Origin of the sequence: Olsenella sp. An293 (assembly GCF_002159495.1) — a bacterium.
GTDB lineage: Bacteria > Actinomycetota > Coriobacteriia > Coriobacteriales > Atopobiaceae > Thermophilibacter.
Genome location: NZ_NFIT01000004.1, coordinates 76,769 through 99,999, shown reverse-complemented (window position 1 = coordinate 99,999; position 23,231 = coordinate 76,769). Strand labels below are relative to the sequence as shown.

The following is a 23,231-nucleotide window of genomic DNA, read 5'->3' as shown; positions in this document are numbered from 1 at the left end:
ACGTGTCGCTTTCCATTGGCATCGTGGGCCTGCCCAACGTGGGCAAGTCGACTCTGTTCACGGCGCTCACCAAGAAGGGCGGCCTGGCCGCGAACTACCCCTTCGCGACGATCGACCCCAACGTGGGCATCGTCGACGTGCCCGACGAGCGCCTCGGCAAGCTCGCCGAGATCGTGCACCCCGGGCGCATCGTGCCGGCGACGGTCGAGTTCGTCGACATCGCGGGCCTGGTCAAGGGCGCCAACGAGGGCGAGGGCCTCGGCAACCAGTTCCTCGCCAACATCCGCGAGACGGACGCCATCTGCGAGGTCGTGCGCTACTTCACCGACCCCAACGTCATGCGCGAGGTCGGTCGCGTGGGCGAGTTCGTGGACCCCGCGGGCGACGCCGACACGATCATGACCGAGCTCATCCTGGCCGACATCCAGTCCCTGGAGAAGCAGCTGCCGCGCCTCGAGAAGGACGCGAAGCGCGACAAGGAGCTCGCGCCCAAGTACGAGGTGGCCAAGCGCCTGCTCGCGTGGCTCAACGACGGCAAGCGCGCCGCCACGATGGAGATGACCGACGAGGAGCGCGCGGAGACCAAGGGGCTCTTCCTCCTCACGATGAAGCCAATCCTCTACGTGGCCAACGTCGACGAGGAGGCTTTGGGCGAGGAGCTTGCCCCCATCGACGGCGTGACGCCGATCCCCATCTGCGCCAAGGTCGAGGCCGAGCTCTCCGAGCTCGATCCCGAGGAGGCCGCGGAGTACCTGGCGGACCTGGGCCTTCAGAAGAGCGGCCTGGAGACGCTCGCGCAGGCGGCCTATCGCCTGCTGGGTCTGCAGAGCTACTTCACCGCCGGCGAGATGGAGGTCAAGGCCTGGACCGTGCGCGTGGGCGCCAAGGCCCCCGAGGCTGCCGGCGTGATCCACTCCGACTTTGAGCGCGGCTTCATCAAGGCCGAGGTGGCCAGCTACGCCGACTACGTCGAGCTCGGCGGCGAGGCCGGCTGCAAGAATGCCGGCAAGCTCCGCATCGAGGGCAAGGACTACGTGGTCCAAGACGGCGACGTGATGCACTTCAGGTTCAACGTCTAAGCCGCCCATTCGTCGACAAGGACGCGGCCCCGGATCGCTCGGCAGAGATGGAGGCATGTCTCTGCGCGCGGTCCGGGGCCGCCTGCTGTTGGCTGTTGAGCGGCGCCCTAGCTGATGAGGTCGTCGATGATGTCGCGGTCCTTCTGTTGGTTGGGCTTGAGGCGCCCCGCCTCGAGAAGCTCCTGGTAGGTGCCGGTCTCTCGGGCCATGCGCTCGAAGAGGGTGTCCAGCTTTGACAGCAGCTTCCAGTCGACGAGGGCCACGTGCTCGCGGACGCGCGGATCGACGGTCTGCTCCTTGAAGACCTGCTGGACGGGCCGCGGGTTGGCGAGGCGGGCGTTCTCGGCGAGCGCCGCCTCGTAGCGCTCCGGCAGCGTGTCCCACTGACGAGGGCGATAGCCGGTCGTGACCAGGTAGGCGTTCCAGCGCAGGTGCTCGAGGTGACCGATGGCCTCGCGCAGGGCCTCGTCGCTGTTCTCGCCATGGCCAAATGAGGGGAGCTCGTCAAAGCCCCGGACCCACAGGAGCCTCTCGACGGGGGAGTAGTCCGCCGTGGCGCGGCTCGAGTCGCGACCGTAGGCGTCGCAGTCGCGCCAGGCCCGGAGCGCCTCGGGGATAAACGGCGCGCTCTGCTCGGGGTCAAAGAGGTTGGGCTTGGCGGCCCCCGCGGGGGTGCCGTAGCGCAGGTTGACGAGCATGGCCATGCGGTCGAGGGCCTTGTGGAGCAGCCGTGCCGCCTGCATGGACTCGGTGGCGCTTCCGTAGATCAGCACCTGCTTGGTGTCCGCCAGGGCGGCGCCGGCGCGTCCGCCGTAGGAGTCCTCGAACGCGACACCGGGCTTCTCGACCTCGTCGTACTGGACGAAGACGGGCTCGACCTCGGGGAACCGCAGCTGGAGGCGGCGCTGCAGGATGTTGCGCAGCGAGGGCGCGCGGCCGAGGTCGGGCTCGGTGTTGATCACGAGGACCAGGTCGCCCGCGCGCGCGGAGAGGGCGTCCAGCATGTCGAACTTGCTGTCAAAGAAGTCGATCGTCGCGGGAGGCGTGAGCGCGGGCGCTCCCGGCTCTCCGTCCGGTTCGTCCGCCGGGAAGAGCGCGGGATATGACTTGCGCAGCCGGCGCTCGATGCGGTCGGCGCAGTGGCTCGCGATCATGATGTGCGGGAGACTGGCCTCGATCGACCCGTCTGCATGGGCCTTGACCAGGGCCTGCCCATTGCGCACCAGATAGGCCGTCGTGAGCACGACGCGCTCGATGTCGTCGCCCATGACGAGGGCGACAAGCGGCCTCAGGCCAAGGCCGACGCCGGTGTGCTCGACGTCGTACGGGGACGGCAGCAGCCTGCAGACGAGCTGGCGGACCTTGATCTCCTCGAGGCTGTAGGAGTAGACGTCGTCGGGCGGGACGGGGCTCTTGTCCGCCGTGCCCTCCATGAGGGAGTCGACGAACGCGGGCACCGATCTTCTCGGCAGGTCGTCCTCCCCGTAGCTCGTTACGGTGACGCGTCCGTTCCTAAAGACGACGAGCGCCACGTGACCGTCGTCGACGCGACTGGTCGCGCGCAGGCGGACGGCGTCGGCCAGGCGCCTGCGCAGCGACTCGCGACTGAGGGTTCGCGTGGTGTCCCCGCTGGTCAGACGATACGTCTCGTCGCCGGAGTCCTCCCGGACGATCGAGAAGACCGCGCGCGGCCGGCTGTCCCCGCGCGCCGCGTCGAGGGCGAAGGCGCGTGCGCATGGGGTCATGTCGCCCGAGGAGATCACGACGACGACCTGCTCGAAGTGATCGATGTGCACGCTCAGCCAGCTCGAGACGTTGGTGAAGAAGTTGAGGACCGTCTCGGCGGTGAGCGCGAGCGCGAGCAGGCTCAGGAGCTCAAAGACGACGTGCAGGGCGAGCGCGCCCGCGTTGGCGCTCGCCCACGCGATCGTGGCCTCGGCGCCCGGGAGCTCGGGGAGCAGCGAGAAGCCGTTGCCGCCGATGAAGGCGAGCGCGGCCTGGCCAAAGGCGTTAAGCGCCGCCGCCATGGAGAGCAGGGCGTCCCCGGAGGCTCCCGGCGCCGTCGCGAGCCCCTGAACCCACGAGATCGCAAACAGCGAGATAAAGAGCGCCGCAAAGACGACGAAGCGGCTCACGCGGTCGAGCAGCTTGTAGACGCAGAAGAGGGCAACCAGGATGACGGCCCCCGCAAGCAGGAGGCCAAGAGCGATCATGAGGAGCGCAGCCGGGTCATACATGATGCCTCCTGCGAATGTGGCGGTGCCGCGAGCCCGTTCTTCTCGCCCGCGGCTATGCCTGGTCCGTGCCCAGAACGACGATGACGTCGTAGGTGGTGGTGTAGCTGCCGTCGTTTTGGGAGACGTTGGCCTCGGGGACGCCGAGGGTCTTGGCGACGCCGAGCGCGGAGGCGAGGGAGTCGTCGTTGTAGTAGACCCGCGTGGTCTCGACGTAGTCCGAGGCGTTGCCGGCCTCGGCCTCGAAGCCCGCCGCGGCGAGCGTCTCGGCCGTCTCGGTGGCGAGCCCCGCGACGCCCGCCGCGTTGAGGACGCTCACCGAGCCCGTGTAGGAGGGCTCGACCGCGGAGCCGCCCTCCGAGCCGTCCGCGTCGGAGATGTTGGTGCCGCCGCCGATCGAGCCGGCGACGCCCGCGGTGAAGTCCTGGCTCGCGTCGGAGTAGGGGGACTCGCCCGCGTCGACGCGCTCCAGCATCTCCTGCCAGGCCGCCTCGTCGGGGATCTCGTACCAGATGCTGTTGATGTACTCGGAGACGGTGGGCGTCTGGCCGGAGTAGATGTCCTTGTCGGCGTCGAGGCTGCGGAACTGGCCCGCCAGCCCGATGATGTCGAGCGCGCTGAAGTCCGTCGTCACGCTGTTGGCGAGCTCGGAGACCGTGGTCGCCATCGAGATGAGGTCGAGCTGAAGGACCTTCTTGACGATGGCGCCGATCACCATGCGCTGGTTGGCGGCGCGGTAGAAGTCGCCGCCGCCGTAGTCGTCGTAGGCGTGGCGCGCGCGGCACAGGCCGAGCGCCTGCTCGCCGTTGAGCGTCTGGGTGCCCGCGGGCAGGTCGATCTGGGCATAGTCGTCCTGAACGGCCACGGGCAGCGTCACCTCGATGCCGCCGATGGTGTCGACGATGGAGGTGAGCTGCTCAAAGTCCACCTCGGCGTAGTGCGAGATCTTGACGTTTGCGAAGTCGGACACGACCTCGGTCATGTAGGCTGCGCCGCCGATCGAGTAGGCGTCGTTGATCTTGCGCTCGCCGTTCTCTCCCATGTCCACGAGGGTGTCGCGCGGGATGGAGACGAGGGTGACCTTCTGCGCGGGCGGGTCCACGCGCGTCAGGATGATGGTGTCGGCGCGGAAGTTTGAGGTGTCGGAGCCCCAGTCCTCCGAGCGCCCCTCGCTCTTGTCCACGCCCAGAAGGAGCATGTAGAAGGGCTGCTGGGGCTCCACGGCCTCAAGCTGCTGACGGATCGAGTCGCTGACGGCTCCGTCCGGGTTGAGGCGGCTGTCGATGTCTCTGAGGTAGAGCGCCACGGCCACGCCGGCGCCCAGGAGCACGACGAGCAGGCTTATGAGGACGCCCCGCAGCGCGCGGCCGCGTCCCTTCTTGCGACGCTTGCTCCGGTACGCCTCGACGCCCTCGGAGCGCGAGGGGGCCTGCGACCGCGAGGCGCCGCCCGGGGTCGAGCTTGCGTGGCGGACCGTGCGCGGCTCGGCTGCGGCGCGGTGCCCGGCCTGATGCGCGGCGCGGGAGGAGCTGCCGTAGCGGCTCTGGGAGAGGTGCGCCTGCTCGGCACTCGTCATGCGTTTATGGGTTTTTTTACTGGCCACGATGGACCTCTCTGTCGTTGGGGGACCGCACGGGCCCCGCGAGCAGCTCGGACACAACTGCTGCATCATACGAAATCTAGATGTACGGAGCATGAAGGGAGCCCGGATTACTCCGTTTCTTATGAAAATGCAATAATGGGCTAGTTTGCAAAAAGGCACGCTCCTGCGGGGGCGATAGGACCGGAGGATTCATGAGCGAGGCGACACCCAGGCAGTTTGTTGCGGTTCTCGACTTTGGCGCGCAGTACGGCCAGCTGATCGCGCGGCGCGTGCGCGACCTGCACGTGTACTCGGAGATCGTCCCCTGTGACATTTCTGCCACCGAGCTGAAGGCCCTCGCGCCCTCCGCGCTCATCCTCTCCGGCGGTCCCGCGTCCGTCTACGCAGAGGACGCGCCCAAGATCGACCCGGCCATCCTCGAGCTCGGCGTGCCGGTGCTCGGCTTTTGCTACGGCCACCAGATCATGGCCGTGACGCTGGGCGGCGAGGTCGCGCACTCCGAGGTGGGCGAGTACGGTCCGGCGCGCATCATGCGCGACGGCGAGTCCGAGCTGTTTGCGGGCACGCCCGACGAGCAGACCGTGTGGATGAGCCACCGCGACGCCGTGAGCCGCGTGCCCGAGGGGTTTGTCGTCACCTCCTCCACGGACGTGTGCCCCGTGGCGTCCATGGAGTGCGTCGAGCGCAGGCTCTTCTCGACCCAGTTCCACCCCGAGGTGCGCCACACCGAGCACGGCCGTCAGCTGCTCGAGAACTTCCTCTTTGGCATCTGCGGCCTGGCGGCCACGTGGACCATGGACAACATCATCGACGAGAAGGTCGCGGAGATCCGCGCGCAGGTGGGGGACCGCAAGGTGATCCTCGGCCTTTCCGGCGGCGTGGACTCCTCCGTGGTGGCCGCGCTCGTTCACCGCGCGATCGGCGACCAGCTGACCTGCGTCTTCGTGAACCACGGGATGCTGCGCGCCGGCGAGCCCGAGATGGTCGAGGAGGTCTTCCGCGGCCAGTTCCAGGTGCCGCTCGTGCACGTGCACGCCGAGCAGCGCTACGCGCGCCTGCTGGCCGGCGTGACCGAGCCGGAGGAGAAGCGCCGCAGGATTGGCTCCGAGTTCTGGAAGGTCTTCTTCGACGAGGCACAGCGCATCGGCGGCGTCGAGATGCTCGCCCAGGGCACCATCTACCCGGACATCATCGAGTCTGGCGCGCGCAAGACGGGCGGCAAGGCGAGCACGATCAAGAGCCACCACAACCTGATCCCGTTCCCCGAGGGCGTGCACTTTGACCTCATCGAGCCGCTCGATCACTTCTTCAAGGACGAGGTGCGCGAGCTGGGAGTTGCGCTGGGCCTGCCGGACCGCATGGTCTACCGCCAGCCGTTCCCGGGCCCGGGCCTGGCCATCCGCATCATCGGCGAGGTCACGCCGGAGAAGCTCGAGATCTTGAAGGGCGCGGACGCCATCGTGCGCGAGGAGCTCGACGCCTACAACGAGCGCCTGTTCCAGGAGACCGGCGAGCGCAACTCCGAGCACAGCTGCTGGCAGTACTTTGCCGTGCTGCCCGACATCCGCTCCGTGGGCGTGATGGGCGACGAGCGCACCTACGCGCGTCCGGTGATCGTGCGCGCCGTCGAGTCGAGCGACGCGATGACCGCGGACTGGGCGAAGCTGCCCTACGACGTGATCGGTCGCATCTCGAGCCGCATCGTGGCCGAGGTCCCCGGCGTGAACCGCGTGGTCTACGACGTCACGCCCAAGCCTCCGGCGACGATCGAGTGGGAGTAAAAATTTTAATCTGACGACTAAAAGTTAATATAGAAGATAGATTATACTAAGGCGGAGCTGCGATAAACTGCTGCTCCGCCTTTCCTTTACGCCCTCCCGGTCCTTGACGTTATCGTCCCCTCGAGAGGACGGTGACCGCTTCGATTCCGTTGAGCCAGCCGCTTTGGGCCCTGTTCAAGTACTCTGCAGAGGACAAGAACGTCACCTGCGGTCAGCCCAACCCTGGCCCGCCCAACCCAAGGAGCCCCATGAAGGCACTCGTTCACGACGGATGCGGCAACATCGCGCTTCTCGACCGGCCTCGCCCGCGGCTGCTGGAGCCCACCGACGCCATCGTTCGCGTGACGCGCTCGACCATCTGCACGAGCGACCTGCACATCATGCGTGGCGCCGTGCCGCGGGCCAAGCCGGACACGGTGCTCGGCCACGAGTTCGTGGGCGTGGTCGAGGAGGCGGGTCCGGGCGTGAGGTCCTTCTCGCCCGGCGACCGGGTGGCCGTGAACTGCGAGACCTTCTGCGGCGAGTGCTTCTTCTGCCGGCGCGGTTGGGTCAACAACTGCGAGTGCGGCGGGTGGCTCTTGGGCTGCACCATCGACGGCTGCCAGGCGGAGTGCGTGCGCGTACCGTACGCGGACAACGCCTTCACGCGCATCCCGGACGGCGTCTCGGACGAGGATGCGCTCTTCCTGGGTGACATCCTGGCCACCGGCTGGTGGGGTGCGCGGCTGGCGCAGATCGAGCCCGGCTCAGCCGTCGCGGTGATCGGCGCGGGCCCGGTGGGGCTCACCACCATGATGTGCGCGCGGCTGGCGGGGCCGGGGTGCATCATCGCGCTCGATGTTGACGAGTCGCGCCTGCGGCGTGCGGCGGAGCACGGCCTCGCGGACGTTTTGATAAACCCTGCCGAGAAGAACCTCGATGCCGTGGAGTCCCTCGTGCGCTCCGCGACGGGCAGTCGCGGCGCGGATGCCGTGATCGAGGCCGCGGGCGGGGACGACACCTTCGAGATGGCCTGGCGCATCGCCCGGCCCAACGCCGTCGTGGTTCTCTCGGCCATGTACGAGCGCGACCAGGCGCTGCCGCTGCCCAGCATGTACGGCAAGAACCTCACGTTCAAGACCGGCGGCGTGGACGCGTGCGGCCTCGACGGGGTCATGGGGCTCATCGCGGCAGGCAAGCTCGACACGAGCCTGCTCATCTCGCGGCGCTACCCGCTGAACGACATCCTGGACGCCTACCGCGCCTTCGAGGCGCGTGAGGACGGCTGCCTCAAGGTCGTCATCACGCCGTGGGAGGCGCGTGGCTAGGCTTCGGGACCTGTTCTTGTCCTCTCGAGAGGACAAGAACTCCGAGGCAGACGGTTCTTCTCGGCTTTTCATCCCGGTTCTTGTTCTCCCTGAGGGACAAGAACCCGGCAAGGCGGTCTCTCGTCGCTTCGGGTATGCTAGGGAGCCTTGCACGCGACCGTTTGGAGTCACAGCCACATGGACATCATCGCCACGCTCGCCGAGGAGCTCGGCCTCAAGCCGGAGGCCGTCGCGGCCGCCGTCCAGCTCATCGACGAGGGCAACACCATCCCCTTCATCGCACGCTACCGCAAGGAGGCCACGGGCGGCATGGACGACGTCGCCCTGCGCACCCTCGACGAGCGCCTGGCCTACCTGCGCAACCTCGAGCAGCGCAAGGCTGACGTGCTCGTGCTCATCGAGGCCCAGGGCAAGCTCACGCCCGAGCTCGAGGAGCAGATTCGCTCCGCCACGCAGCTCCAGCGCGTGGAAGACCTCTACAAGCCCTACCGCAAGAAGCGCATGACGCGCGCGCAGAAGGCTCGCGAGGCGGGGCTCGAGCCGCTGGCCAACATGATCTTCATGCAGGCGGCGACCAGGGGCTCCGCGCTCGACGAGGCGGCGCGCTTCGTGACGCCCAAGGCCGCCGAGGCGGGCTTCGACACGCCGGAGAAGGCCCTCGCCGGTGCCGCCGACATCGTGGCCGAGGTTGTGGCCGAGGATGCCGAGAACGTGGCCGACCTGCGCGACTTCACCTTTGGCACGGCCGACATCGTGTCCGTGGCGGTGAGCGCGGGCGAGAAGACCCCCTACGAGCCCTATTACGACTTCGCCGAGCCGGCGCGCAAGATTCCCAACCACCGCGTGCTGGCCATCGACCGCGGCGAGCGCGAGGAGAAGCTCCGCGTGCGCGTGCGCGTGGACGACGCCGCGGCCGTCGCGCGCCTGGCCGCCCGCTGGCCGCGCCGCAGCGGCGTCTTTGTGCCGGTCCTGGATGCCGCGATCGCCGACGGCTACAAGCGCCTCATGGCCCCCTCGCTCGAGCGCGAGGTCCGCGCCCGCCTCACGGTGCGCGCCCAGACCGACGCCATCGGTGTCTTTGCCAAAAACGTCGAGAGCCTGCTCTCGGCCCGTCCCGTGCGTGGCGCCCGCGTGATCGCGCTCGACCCGGGCTTCCGCACGGGCTGCAAGGTCGCGGTGCTGGACGAGTACGGCACCCTGCTCGACCACGGCGTGGTCTACCCCACGGTGCCGCGCCGCGACGTCGCGGGCACCAAGCGCGAGCTCGCGCGCCTCACGGCCAAGTACGCCATCAACACCATCGTCATCGGCAACGGCACGGCCAGCCGCGAGACCGAGGAAGTGGTTTCCGAGTTTATCACCGAGTCCGCGCCGGAGCTGCGCTACACCATCGTCAACGAGGCCGGCGCCTCGGTCTACTCGGCTTCCGAGCTCGCGAGCAAGGAGTACCCCGACCTCGACGTCACCACGCGCGGCGCCATGAGCCTGGGCCGCCGCCTGCAGGACCCGCTCGCCGAGCTCGTGAAGATCCCGCCCCAGTCCATCGGTGTGGGCCAGTACCAGCACGACCTCGACCAGGCGGAGCTCGCGCGCACCCTGGGCAACGTGGTGGAGGACGTCGTCAACCGCGTGGGCGTGGACGTCAACACCGCGAGCGCGAGCCTGCTCGGCTACGTCGCCGGCATCACGCCCGCCGTGGCCCGCAACATCGTGGCCTACCGCGAGGAAAACGGCCCCTTCACCGACCGTCGCCAGCTCAAGAAGGTCTCCAAGCTCGGTCCCAGGGCCTACGAGCAGTGTGCCGGCTTCCTGCGCGTGAACGGCGGCGCCAACCCGCTCGACGCCACGGCCGTGCACCCGGAGAGCTATCCGGTGGCTCAGGCCCTGCTCGAGCGCGCCGGCGTGACCGAGAAGGACCTCGCGCGCGGCGGCATCCCCGACATCCAACAGCGCCTGGGCAACGTCGCTCTGCTTGCCGGCGAGCTCGACTGCGGTCTCATGACCCTGATCGACATCGTCTCCGAACTGGAGAAGCCCGGGCGCGACCCGCGTGACGACGCTCCCGAGGTGGTCTTCAGCCGCGCCGCCCTCTCGATCGACGATCTCCAGCCCGGCATGGAGCTCACGGGCACCGTGCGCAACGTCGTGGACTTCGGCGCCTTCGTCGACGTGGGCGTCCACCAGGACGGCCTCGTGCACATCTCCAAGATGGCCCGGCGCTACGTCAGGCACCCGAGCGACGTCGTGGCGGTGGGCGATACGGTCAAGGTCTGGGTCGAGCGCGTGGACCGCGACCGCGGCAAGATCTCGCTCACGATGGTTCAGGGCAAGTAAGCGGCTCCCCTTGAGGGTATGCACACCCCGCCGGGAGGGTATGTACGCCTTCCGACCCGTCTGTTCTTCTCAGCAAGCGCTGTACCTGCGCAAACGCGAGCGCCACGGGTCCGGGCGGTGTACATACCCTGAAGGGCGGGTGTACATACCCTCGAGTCCCTGGGCGGCGCGGGCGCAAAGCCAAAGAAATTAGAGGAACCTAACATGATTTTGGCCGCTCAGACCGGGTACGAGAGGATTATCTACATCCAACGTGCCCGGTCGGCAGGCCGCCGCCGGGCAGGGAAGGGGTCGCCCCATGTGCACGGGCATCCGCTTTACCAGCACCTCTGGCTCCATGTACTTTGGCCGCAACCTGGACTGGACCCAGGGCTACGGCGAGCGCGTGGTGATGACGCCGCCGGCAGCGAAGATCCCGGCCGCCTTCTCTCGCGAGGGAGACCTCGAGCGCGGCCATGCCGTCATCGGCATGGGCATCGTCGTGGACGGCATCCCGCTCTACTTTGACTGCGGCAACGACGTCGGCCTTGCCGTCGCGGGCCTCAACTTCCCGCAGAGCGCGCGCTACGCGAGCGAGCACAGGCACGGCGCCATCAACGTCGCCGCCTACGAGTTCCCGTTCTGGGTCGCACGGAACTTCTCGTCGGTCGAGGAGGTCCGCGAGGCGCTCGCGCGCGTCAATGTGGTCGCCAAGCCGGTGAACCGCCAGCTTCCCGTGGCCAACCTCCACTGGATCATCGGCGACGCCACGGGCAGCGTGGTCGTGGAGTGCCTGGAGGACGGCCTGCGCGTCTGGGAGAACGACGTCGACGTCCTCACCAACGAGCCCGACTTTGGCTGGCAGCGCACCAACCTGCGCAACTACCTCACGCTGAGCGACGCCGATCCCACGGCCGCCGCGTGGGGCAAGGCCAGCCTTCCGCCCTTTGGGTCCGGCATGGGCATGCACGGCATCCCCGGCGACTACAGCGGTCCTTCTCGCTTCGTCAAGGCGGCCTTCGTGAACGCGCACTACCCCGCTCAGGAGGGGGAACGCGCCAACGTGACGCGCCTGTTCCGCACCCTGGGCTCCGTTGCCGTTCCGGACGGCTGCGCACAGGTGGTGGAGGGCGCCTTCGAGCGGACGCTCTACACGAGCTGCTTCTCTGCCGCGACGCTCACCTACTATCACGCCGCCTACGACGACCTGGAGATTCGCGCCTACCCGCTCGCCTCGTGCGACATGAACGGGTCCGCGCCCGTCTTCGTGCCCGCCGCGTAGCCGCCGCCTGCACGTTGGGGACAGTCCCCAACGTTCATATGTGAATTGGGGGCTGTCCCCAACTAACAGATGCCAAAAAGGAGAGACACCATGCACAGTCCTGCCGTCAGCGCGGGGCCGGCGGGAGCGTCTGCCGCGAAGGAGCGCTTCCTCGTCCTGCCGATCATCATCTTGATTTTGGCCCAGATGGGCACGAGCGGGGACAACGGGGCCCTGTCGCTCGCCGCCTCGGCCCTCACCACCGATCTCGGCGCCACCACCGCCGAGATCCAGCTCGCCAACATGGTCTATCCGCTCGTGGGCGGCGCATTCATGATCGCGGGCGGCCTGCTCGGCACCATCCTTGGCTGGGTGCGGACCTTCCGCACCGGCGCGCTCGTGTGCGGAATCGGCGAGGTGGTTCTCGCCTTCGCGCCCAGCATGGCCGTCTTCATCTGGGTCGGGCGCGTGCTCGTGGGGCTGGGCGCGAGCCTGCTCGTCCCCTCTGTCCTGGGGCTCGTTCCGCTGCTGTACCGAGGCCACAACCGCATGGTCGCCTTTGGGTGCATCGGAGCGGCCTCGGGGCTCTCCGCCGTGCTGCCTCTCATTCTCGGCGTGGTCATGGAGACCGCCGGCATGCGGCCGACCTTCCTGCTGCTCGCTGCGTACTTCGTCGTGGTGGGGGCGCTCTCGCTGCGCCTGCCGCGCGTCGCCCAGTCCAGCGAGAAGCTTCCCTTCGACGGTCTCGGCGTGGCGCTTGCCGCCGCGGGCCTGTTCCTCGTGCTCGTGGGCCTCTCGAGCGTCTCGAGCTGGGGCCTCATCGAGCCGTTCGCCGGATGTCCGTTCACCGTCTTCGGCATCTCCCCGGCGCTGCCCTCCGTGGCCCTGGGCCTCTTGGTCCTGGCGGTGCTCGTGCGGGTCGAGAAGAACGTGGAGCGGCGCGACGGCATCGCGCTGCTGCCCAGCTCCTTCCTCGGGACTCCGCAGGTCCTCGCGGGTCTTGTCGCCAACGCGGTCATGTTCTTCTTCATGGGCGCCCAGTCTATCCTCATGGCTCCGTACCTGCAGCTGGTTGCCGGCTGGTCGCCCATCGACGTGGGCACGATTTCCATCGTGACGGGTCTTCCCACCTTTGCGCTCTCGCTTGGCATCCCCAAGCTGATGCCGCATGCCAACCCGCGCCACGTCATCCAGACGGGCTATGTGACCATGGCCGCCGCGCTCACGGTGATGGCGCTCTCGGTCACGTCGACGGGCGCCAGCGCAGTCCTCGTCTACCTCGGGGCATTCCTCGCCGGCGTGGGCGCGGGCACCGTCGCCTCGCATGCGAGCAACGTGGTGGCCGCAGCGCTGCCCGAGCGCGACGCCTCTCAGTCCGGCGGCATCCAGAGCACCATGCGCAACGTCGGCCAGGCCGTTGGCGTGGCGCTGCTGGGAGCAGTCCTGCTCTTTGGCATCACGAGCATGGTGCGTGACGGCGCCGCGTCCGACACCGCCCTCTCCTCCCAGGTCCGCGGAGACCTCGTCTCCATGAGCGTCAACCTCGGCAGCAACGAGGAGTTTGAGCGACAGCTCCAGAGCATCCCGATGACCGACGCCGAGCGCCAGGAGCTCGTGCGCATCGACGCGCGGGCGCGCTCCGAGTCAACGCGCATCGCCTATGCAGTCGGCGGCGTCATCGTGCTTCTCGGGCTGCTGACCACCCCCATGATCACGACGTTCGACAAGCGCCCGTCCTCCGTCTCCCCCGCAGACGAGCGCGCGACGGCGTGAGAGCGTGGGGGCGCCCGACACGCAGCCGTCCGGGCGCCCCCGCACGTCAGCCCCGCCAGTTGTCGTCTTTGACAGTGACGTCAGGTTATATTGTCAACCCGCGGTGAGGTTGACAATATAACCTGACGTCACTGTCAACTGTCAGGCCGGCGGGAGGCTATGCCTCGGGATCTGTGATGAAGCGCAGCGACAGCAGAAACAGCGCGCTGATCGCAAGGCAGGCGAGCTGGCCCGTGGCGTCGATCAAGAACTTGCACGCCACGGCGCCGACGCAAAACGAGGCCACCAGCCCGGCATAGCGCGCGGAGCGGTGAAGCTCGTGCTTGTCGCCGCCAAACACGCCGTCGTAAAGGGTCTCGCCGAAGGAGCGGAGATTGCCGGTGCAAAACACGCTCGCGTAGGCGGACTTGGTGCCAAACTGGCGGAAGTTCTCGTAGGATACGGCCGCGCAGAAGGAGATGGCGCTGTTAACGAGCAGGTCGGGAGCCCATGCGGGCAGCAGGGCAATCGCCGCAAACGCGGCAGCCTCGAAGACGGCGACCCAGCGCTGCATCCGGTGGGTCGCGTGTCCGTGGACCCGCACGAGCACGTGGCGCGAGAGCATGATGCCCAGTACAAACGCGCAGATCGAGACGAGGTAGTGGGCCACGCCGAGCCATGCCCCTTTGGCGAGGTTCATGCACAGAAGCACGATGTTGCCGGTCTGGCCCGTGGCAAAGACGTGATCGTGCAGCAGGTATGAGTATGCGTCCATGAATCCGCCCGCGCAGATGACCGTGAGGCCCAGCCTCACGGGAACCTTTGGCCGTCTCGAGATCTCCGACGTCTGCTCCATGCCACGCTCCCTTTGTCGCGCACCTTCGCCCTGCGTATCCTAAATCACGCGCGCGTCAATCTGGCGGAGGCCTGCAATTTCCGTCTCCAAGCCATATGCTCGGGCCGCCGCGGACAAAACCCGCCTTCGATCCATGGACTTTTGGCCCGCCGGGGGAGATTTGGCTCTGGCGTTTGAAGCGCCAACTGGGCTTTTTCTCAAGACGGACGCTCGAATGCCCGGATTTGAGGAAAAAACTCATGGATCGAAGGCAGGTTTTGTTTGCGCCGGCGTGACAATATGGATTGAAGAGCGTTTTTGCACACGGAGGATTCGATGCCCGACGCCAACCTTTCATCGAGCGCTTCCGGCCTCGAACTGCGTCATGACGAAGAGGGCCTCGCGCTCGTGGGTGATGGCATGGTGCTCCGCGCGGACCTCTCGGCCCTGTTGCCCCGGCTGCGCCCGGACCGGCTGAGCCGCGAGCTGCTTGTGCGCGCGGCGCGCGTTCGCGGCGTCGAGGCCCCCACGGCGGTGGACGCCACTGCCGGGCTGGGGGAGGACTCCCTGCTCCTGGCGGCGGCCGGATTTACGGTCACGCTGTTCGAGAAGGACCCGGTGATCGCCGCACTCCTGCGTGACGCGCTCGAGCGCGCGGCTGATGACGTCGCGTTGGCGCCGGCGGTCTCCCGTATGACGCTCGTCGAGGGCGACTCCGTCGCCGGCTTGCGCGATCTGGGCTTCTCTCCTGACGTGGTGTTCCTCGACCCAATGTTCCCGGAGCGCACCAAGAGCGCCGCGGTGAAGAAGAAGTTCCAGCTCCTGCATCATCTCGAGTGCCCCTGCGACAACGAGGACGAGCTGCTCCAGGCGGCGCTCTCGGCCCGCCCGCGCAAGGTCGTGATCAAGCGGCCGCCCAAGGGGCCGCTGCTCGCGGGCGCCAAGCCGAGCTACCAGGTCGCGGGCAAGGCCGTGCGCTACGACGTCATCGTCCCGCCACGCACGTGAAAGCGCTGCCGGGGCGTCGTCGCGGCGTCGTCGCGGTACAATCAGGTCACTGAAGCCCCCGAGCAAAGGAGTCTCGCATGGACCTCCCGAACAAGCGCCCGGATGACATGGCGCGCATCACCACCCCCGAGCTGGCGCAGGCCTTCATCGACGAGCAGGTCGAGGCTGTCCGCGCGCAGGTCGGCGACAAGAAGGTGCTTCTCGCCCTCTCCGGCGGCGTGGACTCCTCCGTGGTGGCGGCCCTGCTGATCAAGGCCATCGGCAAACAGCTCGTTTGCGTGCACGTGAACCACGGCCTCATGCGCAAGGGCGAGTCCGAGCAGGTCGTCGACGTCTTCAAGAACCAGATGGACGCCAACCTCGTCTACGTGGACGCCACCGACCGCTTCCTCGACCTGCTCGCCGGCGTGGCTGAGCCCGAGCGCAAGCGCAAGATTATCGGCGCCGAGTTCATCCGCGTCTTCGAGGAGGAGGCCCGCAAGGTCGCCGATGACGTGGACTTCCTCGCACAGGGCACCATCTACCCCGACATCGTCGAGTCCGACGGCGTGAAGGCCCACCACAACGTGGGCGGCCTGCCCGACGACCTGCAGTTCGAGCTCGTGGAGCCCGTGCGCCTGCTCTTCAAGGACGAGGTCCGCGTGGTGGGCCGAGCGCTCGGCCTTCCCGAGTCCATGGTCGAGCGCCAGCCGTTCCCGGGTCCGGGCCTCGGCGTGCGCTGCCTCGGTGCCATCACGCGCGACCGCCTGGAGGCGCTGCGCGAGGCCGATGCCATCCTCCGCGAGGAGTTCGCGTCGGCGGGCCTCGCCGGCAAGGTCTGGCAGTACTTCGTCGTGGTGCCGGACATGCGCGCCACCGGCGTGCGCGACGGCAAGCGCGCCTACGACTGGCCGGCCATCATCCGCGCCGTCAACACCGTCGACGCCATGACCGCCACGGTGCCCGAGCTGGATTGGGCACTGCTCAAGAAGATCACCGACCGCATCCTCGCCGAGGTGCCGGGCATCTGCCGCGTGACGTACGACCTCACGCCCAAGCCCGTGGGTACGATCGAGTGGGAATAACATAGTTAAGACACCAACTTCCGTAAAAATAAAAAAGTTGGTGCCTTAAACCGCGAATAACGCCCCCTGACTCTATACTGGAGCCAGGGGGCGATTTTCATGAAGCTATACCGTCGCGAACAGTACCTCAAGAAAATTCGACCGTTTTACGATGATGACATCATCAAGGTCATCACGGGCATACGGCGGTGTGGCAAGTCAAGCCTCATGGAGACGGTCATCGAGGAGCTCAAGGAACGCGGGGTCCCCGATAAGGACATCGTCTACCTCGATCTCGAGAAACGGGGCAACCGGTCGATCAAGACGCCCGGCCAGCTCGAGGCGGCAATCGAGAAGCGCTTGGCGGACGACGACTTCAAGTACCTCTTCATCGACGAGGTGCAGAACGTCGAGGGATACGAGGAGGTCGTTAACGCGTACAACGCGGACGGCGGCTTCTCCATATTCATCACAGGCTCCAATTCCTACCTCCTTTCCGGCGAGCTCATGACCAAGCTGACGGGCCGCTACGTCGAGTTCGAGATGTTCCCGCTCTCGTTTGCCGAGTACCTGGGGATGAAGCGCCATCTGGGCAGGGAGGTCGGAGACGCGCGCCGCGAGTTCGAGGACTACCTGCGCTTCGGGGGCTTTCCGAGGTCGCTCGCATACGATGATCCGGACGCGAAGGCGCGCTACATCGAGGATGTTGTGAACCAGATCATCGAGAAGGACATCAAGGGACGGAAGAAGATCCGCCACGTCGACACCTTCAACCGGGTCATGACGTACCTCATCAACAACTTCGGCGCGCCGACGAGCCTGACGAATCTGGTTGACCATTTCACCAACGTCGAGAAGATCCGCGTGCAGCGCAGGACCATCGCCTCTTACATCCAGACGCTGGTCGACGCCAAGGTTCTCTACCGCTGCCCCCGCTTCGACCTGAAGTCCCGCAAGTCGCTGCGCGGGGAGGAGAAGTACTATCTTGCGGATCCGGGCATCTACTTCGCTCGCAACGTAGACGTCCGTCTCAACTACGGTCCCTCGCTCGAGAATGCGCTCTACCTGTATCTGCGAGCCAGGGACTACCGGCTTTCCGTCGGAAGGATCGGGAAGCTCGAGTGCGATTTCATTGCCCGTCAGCGCAACGCGTACGCCTACATTCAGGTGGCGATGAGCATCGCGGACCGCGCGACCGAAGATCGTGAGTATCGGCCTTTCAGCTATATTCGCGACGGCTACCCGCGTTTCCTCTTCACCCTCGACCCGCTTCTCCAGGGACGCGAGGGCGTGAGGCACCTCAATCTCGCCGATTTCATGGCGGGGGAGCATGGCTTGTTTGAATGACGGGGTCCTGCCGAGGGTGGCGCAGGAGCTCGTAGAGAGGACCAGGCGCACCGACGTCCTTCTCCACTCCAACGAGGCTGCCGGCATGGGGTCGCGGTGATTCCGCGGCCCCTCTTTGCCATCGGCGGCCTCATGCCGGCGTTGGCGGACGAAATGCGCCTTTCGTCCCTCTGTCCTGCTAGAGTAGCCAAAGAAGGCCGTTGTGACAGAGGTTGGAGAGACATGGGCGATGGCGACCCGATAATCGACCTGCACATGCACAGCGTCCACTCGGACGGGACCTGCACCGCGCAGCAGCTCATTGACATGCTGGCCGCAAAGGGCGCGGGCATCATCTCGTTTACCGATCACGACAGCGTTGGCTGCTACCGCGACCTAAGGTCCGGCCGTGCGACCCTTGAGCCCGGGATGACCCTGGTTCCCGGAGTGGAGCTGAGTTGTCAGGTAGGCGGAAGTCTGCGAGACATGCTGGGGTACGGCATCTCCGTGTCTGTGGTCAACGAGCATCTTGAGGAAAGGTACTCGTCCGAGCGTCGAGTGCAGAAGCAGCAGCGCGTTCTCGAGCAGCTGATGGAGGTCTGTAGGCGCCATGGGCTCAGGTTCGATGGCTCCCTCATGGCACGCGAGGGCAAGAAGGCGGAAGCCTTCGTCATCATGTACAACGAGCTCAACCGGTATCCGGAAAACGTGGAGCGCTGCCCGTTTGTCGCCGATAACACCACCTTTTATTGGAGGTACTTCTCCAATCGCGATTCCGACTTCTTCGTCGATGAGACGTTCGACCTCCCGTCGTTTTCCGAGGCCGTGGACGTGATACACAATGCGGGCGGTAAGGCCTTCCTTGCCCATCCGTACGCGTATGGCATGAGCCAGTCGGGCGTGGAGGAGCTTGTGAGGGAAGCGGTCGATGCGGGGGTCGACGGAATCGAGCTCAAGCACTCCTCCAACAAAAACGACGACGTCAAGCGAATCGAGGCTTTCGCTGAGGAGTACGGGCTCCTGTTCAGCGGGGGGACGGACTTCCACGGCGCAACGAAGCCGGGGTTAGAGCTCGTCTCGGGCTATGGAAACATGATGGTCGAATATGAAGAAATAGCCCCGTGGATCAACGGGGTGAGACGGGCGTGCGGTGGTTCAAATGAAGATATTCTTGAGCTATGGGCATGACGAGTACGAGAACGTTGCGCGGCGCCTGAAGCGAGATCTCGAGGCGGAGGGCTTCGATATCTGGGTGGACAAGGACCAGATTAAGGGCACGTCCGACTGGGAGGCCTCAATCGAGAGGGGCATCTCGTCCTCCGACTGGCTCGTCCTCATGATGACGGAGCACTCGGTTCGCAGACCGGACGGCGTCTGTCTCGACGAAGTGAGCTACGCACGCTTTCTTGGCAAGAGCATTGCCCCCATCATGGTTCAGGAGGTCAAGCCTCCCCTCTGCATCGCCAGGATTCAGTGGATTGACATGAAGGGCTTCTTGGTGCCGGGCAAGGCGTTCTTCGACGAGGACACGTATCAGAAGAGGAAGGACGAGCTCCTCTCCATCCTGAGGGGCGTCCAGACGCTCAGCGTCGAGGGCGAGCAGGAGTCCCTGCGGCAGCGGCTGAATCCGCTTGACAACGACGTTTACTCGGAGCACTTCACAAAGGGCTTCTACGGAAGGAAGGAGCTGTTTCGCCACTACGACGAATGGCTGCGCAGCAACAAGAGGGTTCTTTGGCTGGTCGGTGACGCGGGGATTGGAAAAACCGCCTTCATTGCCAACCTCTCCACGGTGCGCGGTGACATTCAGGCGGTGCACTTCTGCAGGTACAACGACAACGAGCGCGCCAACCCCAAGCGTGCCATCATGTCAATCGCCTACTATCTGTCCACGCAGATTCCCGAGTATCGACAGAGGCTTATGGAGCTGCGGGACCTTGACTCGTTGATCGAGAAGAGCACCGAGCGTCTGTTCGAGTATCTCATCGTCGAGCCGCTCAACCGGATCGAGCGCGCAGGGGATGCGGTCGTGATCGTCATTGACGCGCTGGACGAGGCGACCGTCGACGGCAGAAACGAGCTGGCCGACATCATCGCCCGACAGTTCGAGAAGACGCCCGCGTGGATGAAGCTGCTTGTCACCAGTCGCAGGGAGGCGCTGCTCGAGAGGAAGCTCGCAAAGATTCGTCCGGTGGATTTCGCGGACGCGCGCTACAACGACAACCTGGCGGACATCAGGGGCTTCTTCTCAGAGCAGCTTGCGGACACGCTTCCTGCCGGGAAAGGGAGGGGGTACGTTCTGGACAGGCTGGTCTCCAAGAGCGAGGGAATCTTCCTGTACGCCAAGACAATCGTCGACGAGATTCGGTCTGGCCAGCTGACGCTCGATCGCATCGACGACTTTCCTGAGGGGCTGACCGGAGTCTACCTCGACTACTTCGATCGGATCTTCGAGGCAAGTCAGGAGGTGTCGTACAAGCGCGACGTCAGACCCATCATGGAGGTCCTCTGTGCCACCTGCGCGCCAATGCCCGCCAAAGTTCTGTGCGAGGTCTCGGGGGTTGACGAGTACGACTTTGCCGACGTCTGCGAGCTCATCTGCGAGATGTTTCCCGTCAGGGGCGGCGCGCTGGAGCCCATACACAAAAGTCTCGTCGACTGGCTCGTCGACGCAAGGAGAAGCGGCGTCTACCGGGTCTCGGCGCGCCGCGGCCACACCAAGATAGCCGACCACTATCTCTCCGCGCGCGACAGGGGGCGGCTGGACACCTACGCGGTCAGGTATCTCTGCACTCACCTGCTGAGAAGCGGCCGTGTCGACGAGGTGGTCGAAGTCATGAACGACCTTGCGTTCGAGAGGCGGCGAATCAAGGTCATGGGACTTGACAGTGCGGTCCGAGGGCTGCTGCTCGAGCTCGAGGAACTTAGAGCCCAAGACGATGACGGCGTCGAGGCCGTGTTCCGGGGCGAGGCCTTCTCTTATCTCTTTGCTCGATATCGGAGGTTTTTCTACAACTCTGGCCTTTATTTTGGGTTGAGGACGTGCGGGTTCGACCGCTTCCTCGATCGCTCGAGTGGCTACTCAACAAACGACGGCAAGATTGGAATCGCGTACTACTACTACATAACGGAGAACTTCGATCGGGCGATTGCGGCTTCGGAGAGCATCTTCTCTTCCGGAGCGCGCCTGTCTCCCTCCGAGGCTGCGGAGCTGCACAATCTCGTGGGCCTGTGCTACAGGAAGGGGGTTGACTTCAAGAAGTCGAAAGACCACTTCGAGCTTGCCCGCGATGTGGCGGAGCGCTCAGGCATCTACTACGACCTCTCGACCGCCGAGGCAAACCTGGCGAAGATAGCCTATCACGAACTCGACTGGACCTCTGCCGGGATGTGGAATGAAAAGGCAATCACTGACCTGGAGAGGGAGCTCGCCGCCGCGACTGACGAGGACTACAGGATCTCACTCGAGCTCTTCGTGGCCGAGTACCATCGGCTTAGCGCCGAGTGCCTGATTTGGAACTATGACTTGGAGCATGTCGACGAGCATCTGGCCAGGGCGGAAGAAATCTACGGTCGGGTTCAGAGCCGTGACAGGTACTATGTCCGCTTCCTCTACACGTGCGAGTTTCGAGATGTGCTGGCCGGGAAGTTCGAGGATGTGTGCGAGGACTGCGAGCTCCTCATACACCAGGCGACAAGCTCCTATGACAAGTCCCAGTTTTACTTTTACCGTGGCATTGCTGCGCTCAAGCTCGGCAGGCGGGAAGAGTGCCTCGAGTGCGCAAAGGCTGCCTACGGGCTTGCCCGATCGATAGGCGCCTGGCTGGAGATGGAGGAGGCGGTCGCGTTGGCCGGGGAGGCTGCTGTTGGTTTGGAGCATTCCGAGCACTTTGCTTCCAGCGTGACGATTCAGAACTGGGTGCGTCACGCCGTGTCGTTCATCGAGAGCATTCCGAGGGGAGTTTAAGTGAGGGTTTACTTTCTGGGATGTGCGGGGTGGATTCCCAATCAAGACGAGACGAGCTGCTTTATGGTGGAGCTTCGGGACCAGCTGTTTCTGCTGGATGCGGGCACGGGGGTCTCGAACCTGTTTGGGCATAAGGACGTCTTGGAGCGTTACGACCGCATTACGGTCCTTCTCTCTCATTACCATCTCGATCACATCATCGGGCTCATCTACCTGCTTCCACACCTCAAGGGCAAGTCGCTTCACATCTACGGGCCTGGCGTCCCGTGCTATGAGGACACGACGGAAGGGATCCTCGAGCGGCTGCTGCAGCCCGCGTTCTTCTCGCGTCCGCTACGCGAGTTTTGCGGGGAGGTCCGGTGCTTTGACTATGCGGGGCTCGACTTTACCGTTGACGGGATTCCTGTCGGGGTCGTGCCGCAGAGACATTCCGCTCCGTCCTTCAGGCTGACGTTGGACAACAAGTTGATTTATGCGACCGACACCGCGTTCGATCCGTCTGATTGGAGGGGGGATTATCGGGGCATGACCCTGCTGCACGAGTGCTGGGACGTCGTGTCGCGGGCCGAAAGCAAGCACACGTCCGCGGAGGGACTGCTTGAGGGGCTTCCGCCCGAGCTGCTCCGCTCCACCTACCTCATACACAAGAACCCGGAGTGGACGACGGGGGACTACGACGCGTTGCAGCGCATTGCCGAGGCCAAAGGAGCGCACGTTGCCTGTGACGGCATGATTCTTGAAATCTAGCGCGGCTGGGCGAGGACCCCGCCGAAAGGCTCTCGCCGAGAAGAATGGAGTTCCCGATGGACCTCGCGGAAGTTTGCCAACGCATGGCTGATGCTCGGTTCTGCGTCTTCGGCGTTCCGGAGCCCTCTGTGGAGTAGGGTTGCCGGCGTGGCGTGCTGGATGCCTATGGCGCGCTGTCGCCCGGCGGCTCGGATGAGCGCGTGTACGACCATGACGGATCGGTCAAGGAGCTCTGACTCGATGCTTGACGATGATCTTCAGCGTGATTTGGCCGTTGCCGGTCGCTCGCTTGAGCGCGCCGAGAGGACTCGTCATGCCGCGGTGGGCGCCCATGACCCTACGGCCACGCCGCACTTTGTGCTCGAGGACCTTCTTGGCGGGCTGGACTTTGGCGCGGACTCCCAACTACTTGACGTGGGCTGCGGAGCCGGTCGCGTGCTCGCGTACTTTGTAGGCGCGGGGCTGCCCGGGTGCGTGACGGGCGTTGAGCTGGACACGCGGCTCGCGGCTGAGGCGAAGGCGTGGTCGAGGCGATACCCGCAGGTGCGGGTGCTCGCGGGCAGCGTGCTTGACCTGCCGCTCGCAGCCTACACGCACGTCTACCTCTTCAATCCTTTCGACACTCCGGTTCTCGAGGCGTTTCTCGACAAGCTTGAGCGAGAGGCGACGGGCCCCGTGACGCTCGTGCACATGTCCGACAACGGCGAGTGGCCTGCCTACCTGGAGCGCTCTGGCTGGACGGTCCTGCGTGAGGGCACCTTCGAGCTTCCGGGGGAGGAGGGCGACTGCCCGCAGCACGCTACGGTCCGCCGTTTTGTGCCCAAAACGGCTTGCGTGTGAGGTCAAAGAACAGCCGTCGGGACCACGCTTGCGGAGCGGGGCGGCGGGCGGGCTCCCCGCCGCCTTGTCATCTCCCGTCAAATAAGAATTGAGAGCCGACGTCCTTCTCGCTGGTATCCTTAGCTGCGGATACGC

Annotated in this window: 16 protein-coding genes; 13 read left to right on the top strand and 3 right to left on the bottom strand. The window is 65.6% G+C overall.

The genetic code is table 11. From position 1 onward, the window contains the following. The first annotated feature begins 2 nt into the window (after window positions 1–2). Entirely contained in the window at window positions 3–1,079 is a 1,077-nt protein-coding gene (gene ychF / locus B5F85_RS03490; RefSeq protein ID WP_087314450.1) for a redox-regulated ATPase YchF, read from the top strand. Window positions 1,080–1,186: 107 nt separating this feature from the next. Here ychF and B5F85_RS03485 read toward each other — a convergent pair whose 3' ends face one another. Together B5F85_RS03485 and B5F85_RS03480 are read right to left on the bottom strand one after the other, a co-directional pair. Continuing rightward, the gene (locus tag B5F85_RS03485) at window positions 1,187–3,316 is read right to left on the bottom strand and encodes a hypothetical protein (RefSeq protein WP_087314448.1); all 2,130 of its coding nucleotides are present in this window, start codon (window positions 3,314–3,316) and stop codon (window positions 1,187–1,189) included. A 52-nt stretch (window positions 3,317–3,368) separates the two neighbouring features. Then, window positions 3,369–4,889 carry an LCP family protein gene (locus tag B5F85_RS03480; RefSeq protein WP_239386650.1) on the bottom strand — a complete coding sequence of 507 codons (1,521 nt, stop codon included), beginning with the start codon at window positions 4,887–4,889 and terminating at the stop codon, window positions 3,369–3,371. A 218-nt stretch (window positions 4,890–5,107) separates the two neighbouring features. Between B5F85_RS03480 and guaA (B5F85_RS03475) the strand changes: the two genes are divergently transcribed. The 5 genes from guaA (B5F85_RS03475) to B5F85_RS03455 all read left to right on the top strand — a co-directional run bounded on the left by guaA (B5F85_RS03475) (window position 5,108) and on the right by B5F85_RS03455 (window position 13,351). Further along, window positions 5,108–6,697 (top strand): glutamine-hydrolyzing GMP synthase, encoded by a 1,590-nt coding sequence (gene guaA / locus B5F85_RS03475; RefSeq protein WP_087314445.1) that lies wholly within the window; start codon window positions 5,108–5,110, stop codon window positions 6,695–6,697. A 248-nt stretch (window positions 6,698–6,945) separates the two neighbouring features. Beyond that, on the top strand, window positions 6,946–8,004 hold the full coding sequence (locus B5F85_RS03470; protein WP_087314444.1) for an alcohol dehydrogenase: 1,059 nt from the start codon (window positions 6,946–6,948) through the stop codon (window positions 8,002–8,004). Between the two features lie 177 nt (window positions 8,005–8,181). Next, complete coding sequence (locus tag B5F85_RS03465) at window positions 8,182–10,338, top strand: Tex family protein (protein ID WP_087314442.1); 2,157 nt, start codon at window positions 8,182–8,184, stop codon at window positions 10,336–10,338. A 298-nt stretch (window positions 10,339–10,636) separates the two neighbouring features. Beyond that, window positions 10,637–11,599 (top strand): choloylglycine hydrolase, encoded by a 963-nt coding sequence (gene bsh, locus B5F85_RS03460; protein WP_087314440.1) that lies wholly within the window; start codon window positions 10,637–10,639, stop codon window positions 11,597–11,599. 90 nt (window positions 11,600–11,689) lie between these two features. Beyond that, window positions 11,690–13,351: an MFS transporter gene (locus tag B5F85_RS03455; RefSeq protein WP_087314438.1), complete on the top strand. Its 1,662-nt coding sequence runs from the start codon at window positions 11,690–11,692 to the stop codon at window positions 13,349–13,351. Between the two features lie 157 nt (window positions 13,352–13,508). On the opposite strand, the gene B5F85_RS03450 is transcribed toward B5F85_RS03455, so the two are convergent. Then, window positions 13,509–14,186 carry a YoaK family protein gene (locus B5F85_RS03450; RefSeq protein ID WP_087314436.1) on the bottom strand — a complete coding sequence of 226 codons (678 nt, stop codon included), beginning with the start codon at window positions 14,184–14,186 and terminating at the stop codon, window positions 13,509–13,511. A 315-nt stretch (window positions 14,187–14,501) separates the two neighbouring features. Between B5F85_RS03450 and B5F85_RS03445 the strand changes: the two genes are divergently transcribed. The 7 genes from B5F85_RS03445 (at window position 14,502) to B5F85_RS03415 (ending at window position 23,096) form a co-directional block, all read left to right on the top strand. Then, entirely contained in the window at window positions 14,502–15,173 is a 672-nt protein-coding gene (locus tag B5F85_RS03445) for a class I SAM-dependent methyltransferase (RefSeq protein ID WP_087314435.1), read from the top strand. A 77-nt stretch (window positions 15,174–15,250) separates the two neighbouring features. Continuing rightward, on the top strand, window positions 15,251–16,237 hold the full coding sequence (gene guaA / locus B5F85_RS03440) for a glutamine-hydrolyzing GMP synthase (protein ID WP_087314433.1): 987 nt from the start codon (window positions 15,251–15,253) through the stop codon (window positions 16,235–16,237). A 99-nt stretch (window positions 16,238–16,336) separates the two neighbouring features. Continuing rightward, window positions 16,337–17,563: an ATP-binding protein gene (locus tag B5F85_RS03435; RefSeq protein WP_087314431.1), complete on the top strand. Its 1,227-nt coding sequence runs from the start codon at window positions 16,337–16,339 to the stop codon at window positions 17,561–17,563. Between the two features lie 222 nt (window positions 17,564–17,785). Further along, window positions 17,786–18,730, top strand: a complete 945-nt coding sequence (locus B5F85_RS03430; protein WP_087314429.1) for a PHP domain-containing protein — start codon at window positions 17,786–17,788, stop codon at window positions 18,728–18,730. Next, window positions 18,714–21,509: a toll/interleukin-1 receptor domain-containing protein gene (locus B5F85_RS03425; RefSeq protein WP_158094555.1), complete on the top strand. Its 2,796-nt coding sequence runs from the start codon at window positions 18,714–18,716 to the stop codon at window positions 21,507–21,509. Before B5F85_RS03430 ends, B5F85_RS03425 begins: the two co-directional genes overlap by 17 nt. After that, on the top strand, window positions 21,510–22,256 hold the full coding sequence (locus B5F85_RS03420; RefSeq protein ID WP_143786124.1) for an MBL fold metallo-hydrolase: 747 nt from the start codon (window positions 21,510–21,512) through the stop codon (window positions 22,254–22,256). A 240-nt stretch (window positions 22,257–22,496) separates the two neighbouring features. Continuing rightward, window positions 22,497–23,096 carry a class I SAM-dependent methyltransferase gene (locus B5F85_RS03415; protein WP_239386648.1) on the top strand — a complete coding sequence of 200 codons (600 nt, stop codon included), beginning with the start codon at window positions 22,497–22,499 and terminating at the stop codon, window positions 23,094–23,096. Window positions 23,097–23,231: the final 135 nt, after the last annotated feature.

Bases quoted from the DNA above. Each gene is read 5' to 3' on its own strand.
- B5F85_RS03485 (WP_087314448.1), bottom strand. From the start codon at position 3,316: ATGTATGACCCGGCTGCGCTCCTCATGATCGCTCTTGGCCTCCTGCTT.
- B5F85_RS03480 (WP_239386650.1), bottom strand. From the start codon at position 4,889: ATGACGAGTGCCGAGCAGGCGCACCTCTCCCAGAGCCGCTACGGCAGC.
- guaA (WP_087314445.1), top strand. From the start codon at position 5,108: ATGAGCGAGGCGACACCCAGGCAGTTTGTTGCGGTTCTCGACTTTGGC.
- B5F85_RS03470 (WP_087314444.1), top strand. From the start codon at position 6,946: ATGAAGGCACTCGTTCACGACGGATGCGGCAACATCGCGCTTCTCGAC.
- B5F85_RS03465 (WP_087314442.1), top strand. From the start codon at position 8,182: ATGGACATCATCGCCACGCTCGCCGAGGAGCTCGGCCTCAAGCCGGAG.
- bsh (WP_087314440.1), top strand. From the start codon at position 10,637: ATGTGCACGGGCATCCGCTTTACCAGCACCTCTGGCTCCATGTACTTT.
- B5F85_RS03455 (WP_087314438.1), top strand. From the start codon at position 11,690: ATGCACAGTCCTGCCGTCAGCGCGGGGCCGGCGGGAGCGTCTGCCGCG.
- B5F85_RS03450 (WP_087314436.1), bottom strand. From the start codon at position 14,186: ATGGAGCAGACGTCGGAGATCTCGAGACGGCCAAAGGTTCCCGTGAGG.
- B5F85_RS03445 (WP_087314435.1), top strand. From the start codon at position 14,502: ATGCCCGACGCCAACCTTTCATCGAGCGCTTCCGGCCTCGAACTGCGT.
- guaA (WP_087314433.1), top strand. From the start codon at position 15,251: ATGGACCTCCCGAACAAGCGCCCGGATGACATGGCGCGCATCACCACC.
- B5F85_RS03435 (WP_087314431.1), top strand. From the start codon at position 16,337: ATGAAGCTATACCGTCGCGAACAGTACCTCAAGAAAATTCGACCGTTT.
- B5F85_RS03430 (WP_087314429.1), top strand. From the start codon at position 17,786: ATGGGCGATGGCGACCCGATAATCGACCTGCACATGCACAGCGTCCAC.
- B5F85_RS03415 (WP_239386648.1), top strand. From the start codon at position 22,497: ATGCTTGACGATGATCTTCAGCGTGATTTGGCCGTTGCCGGTCGCTCG.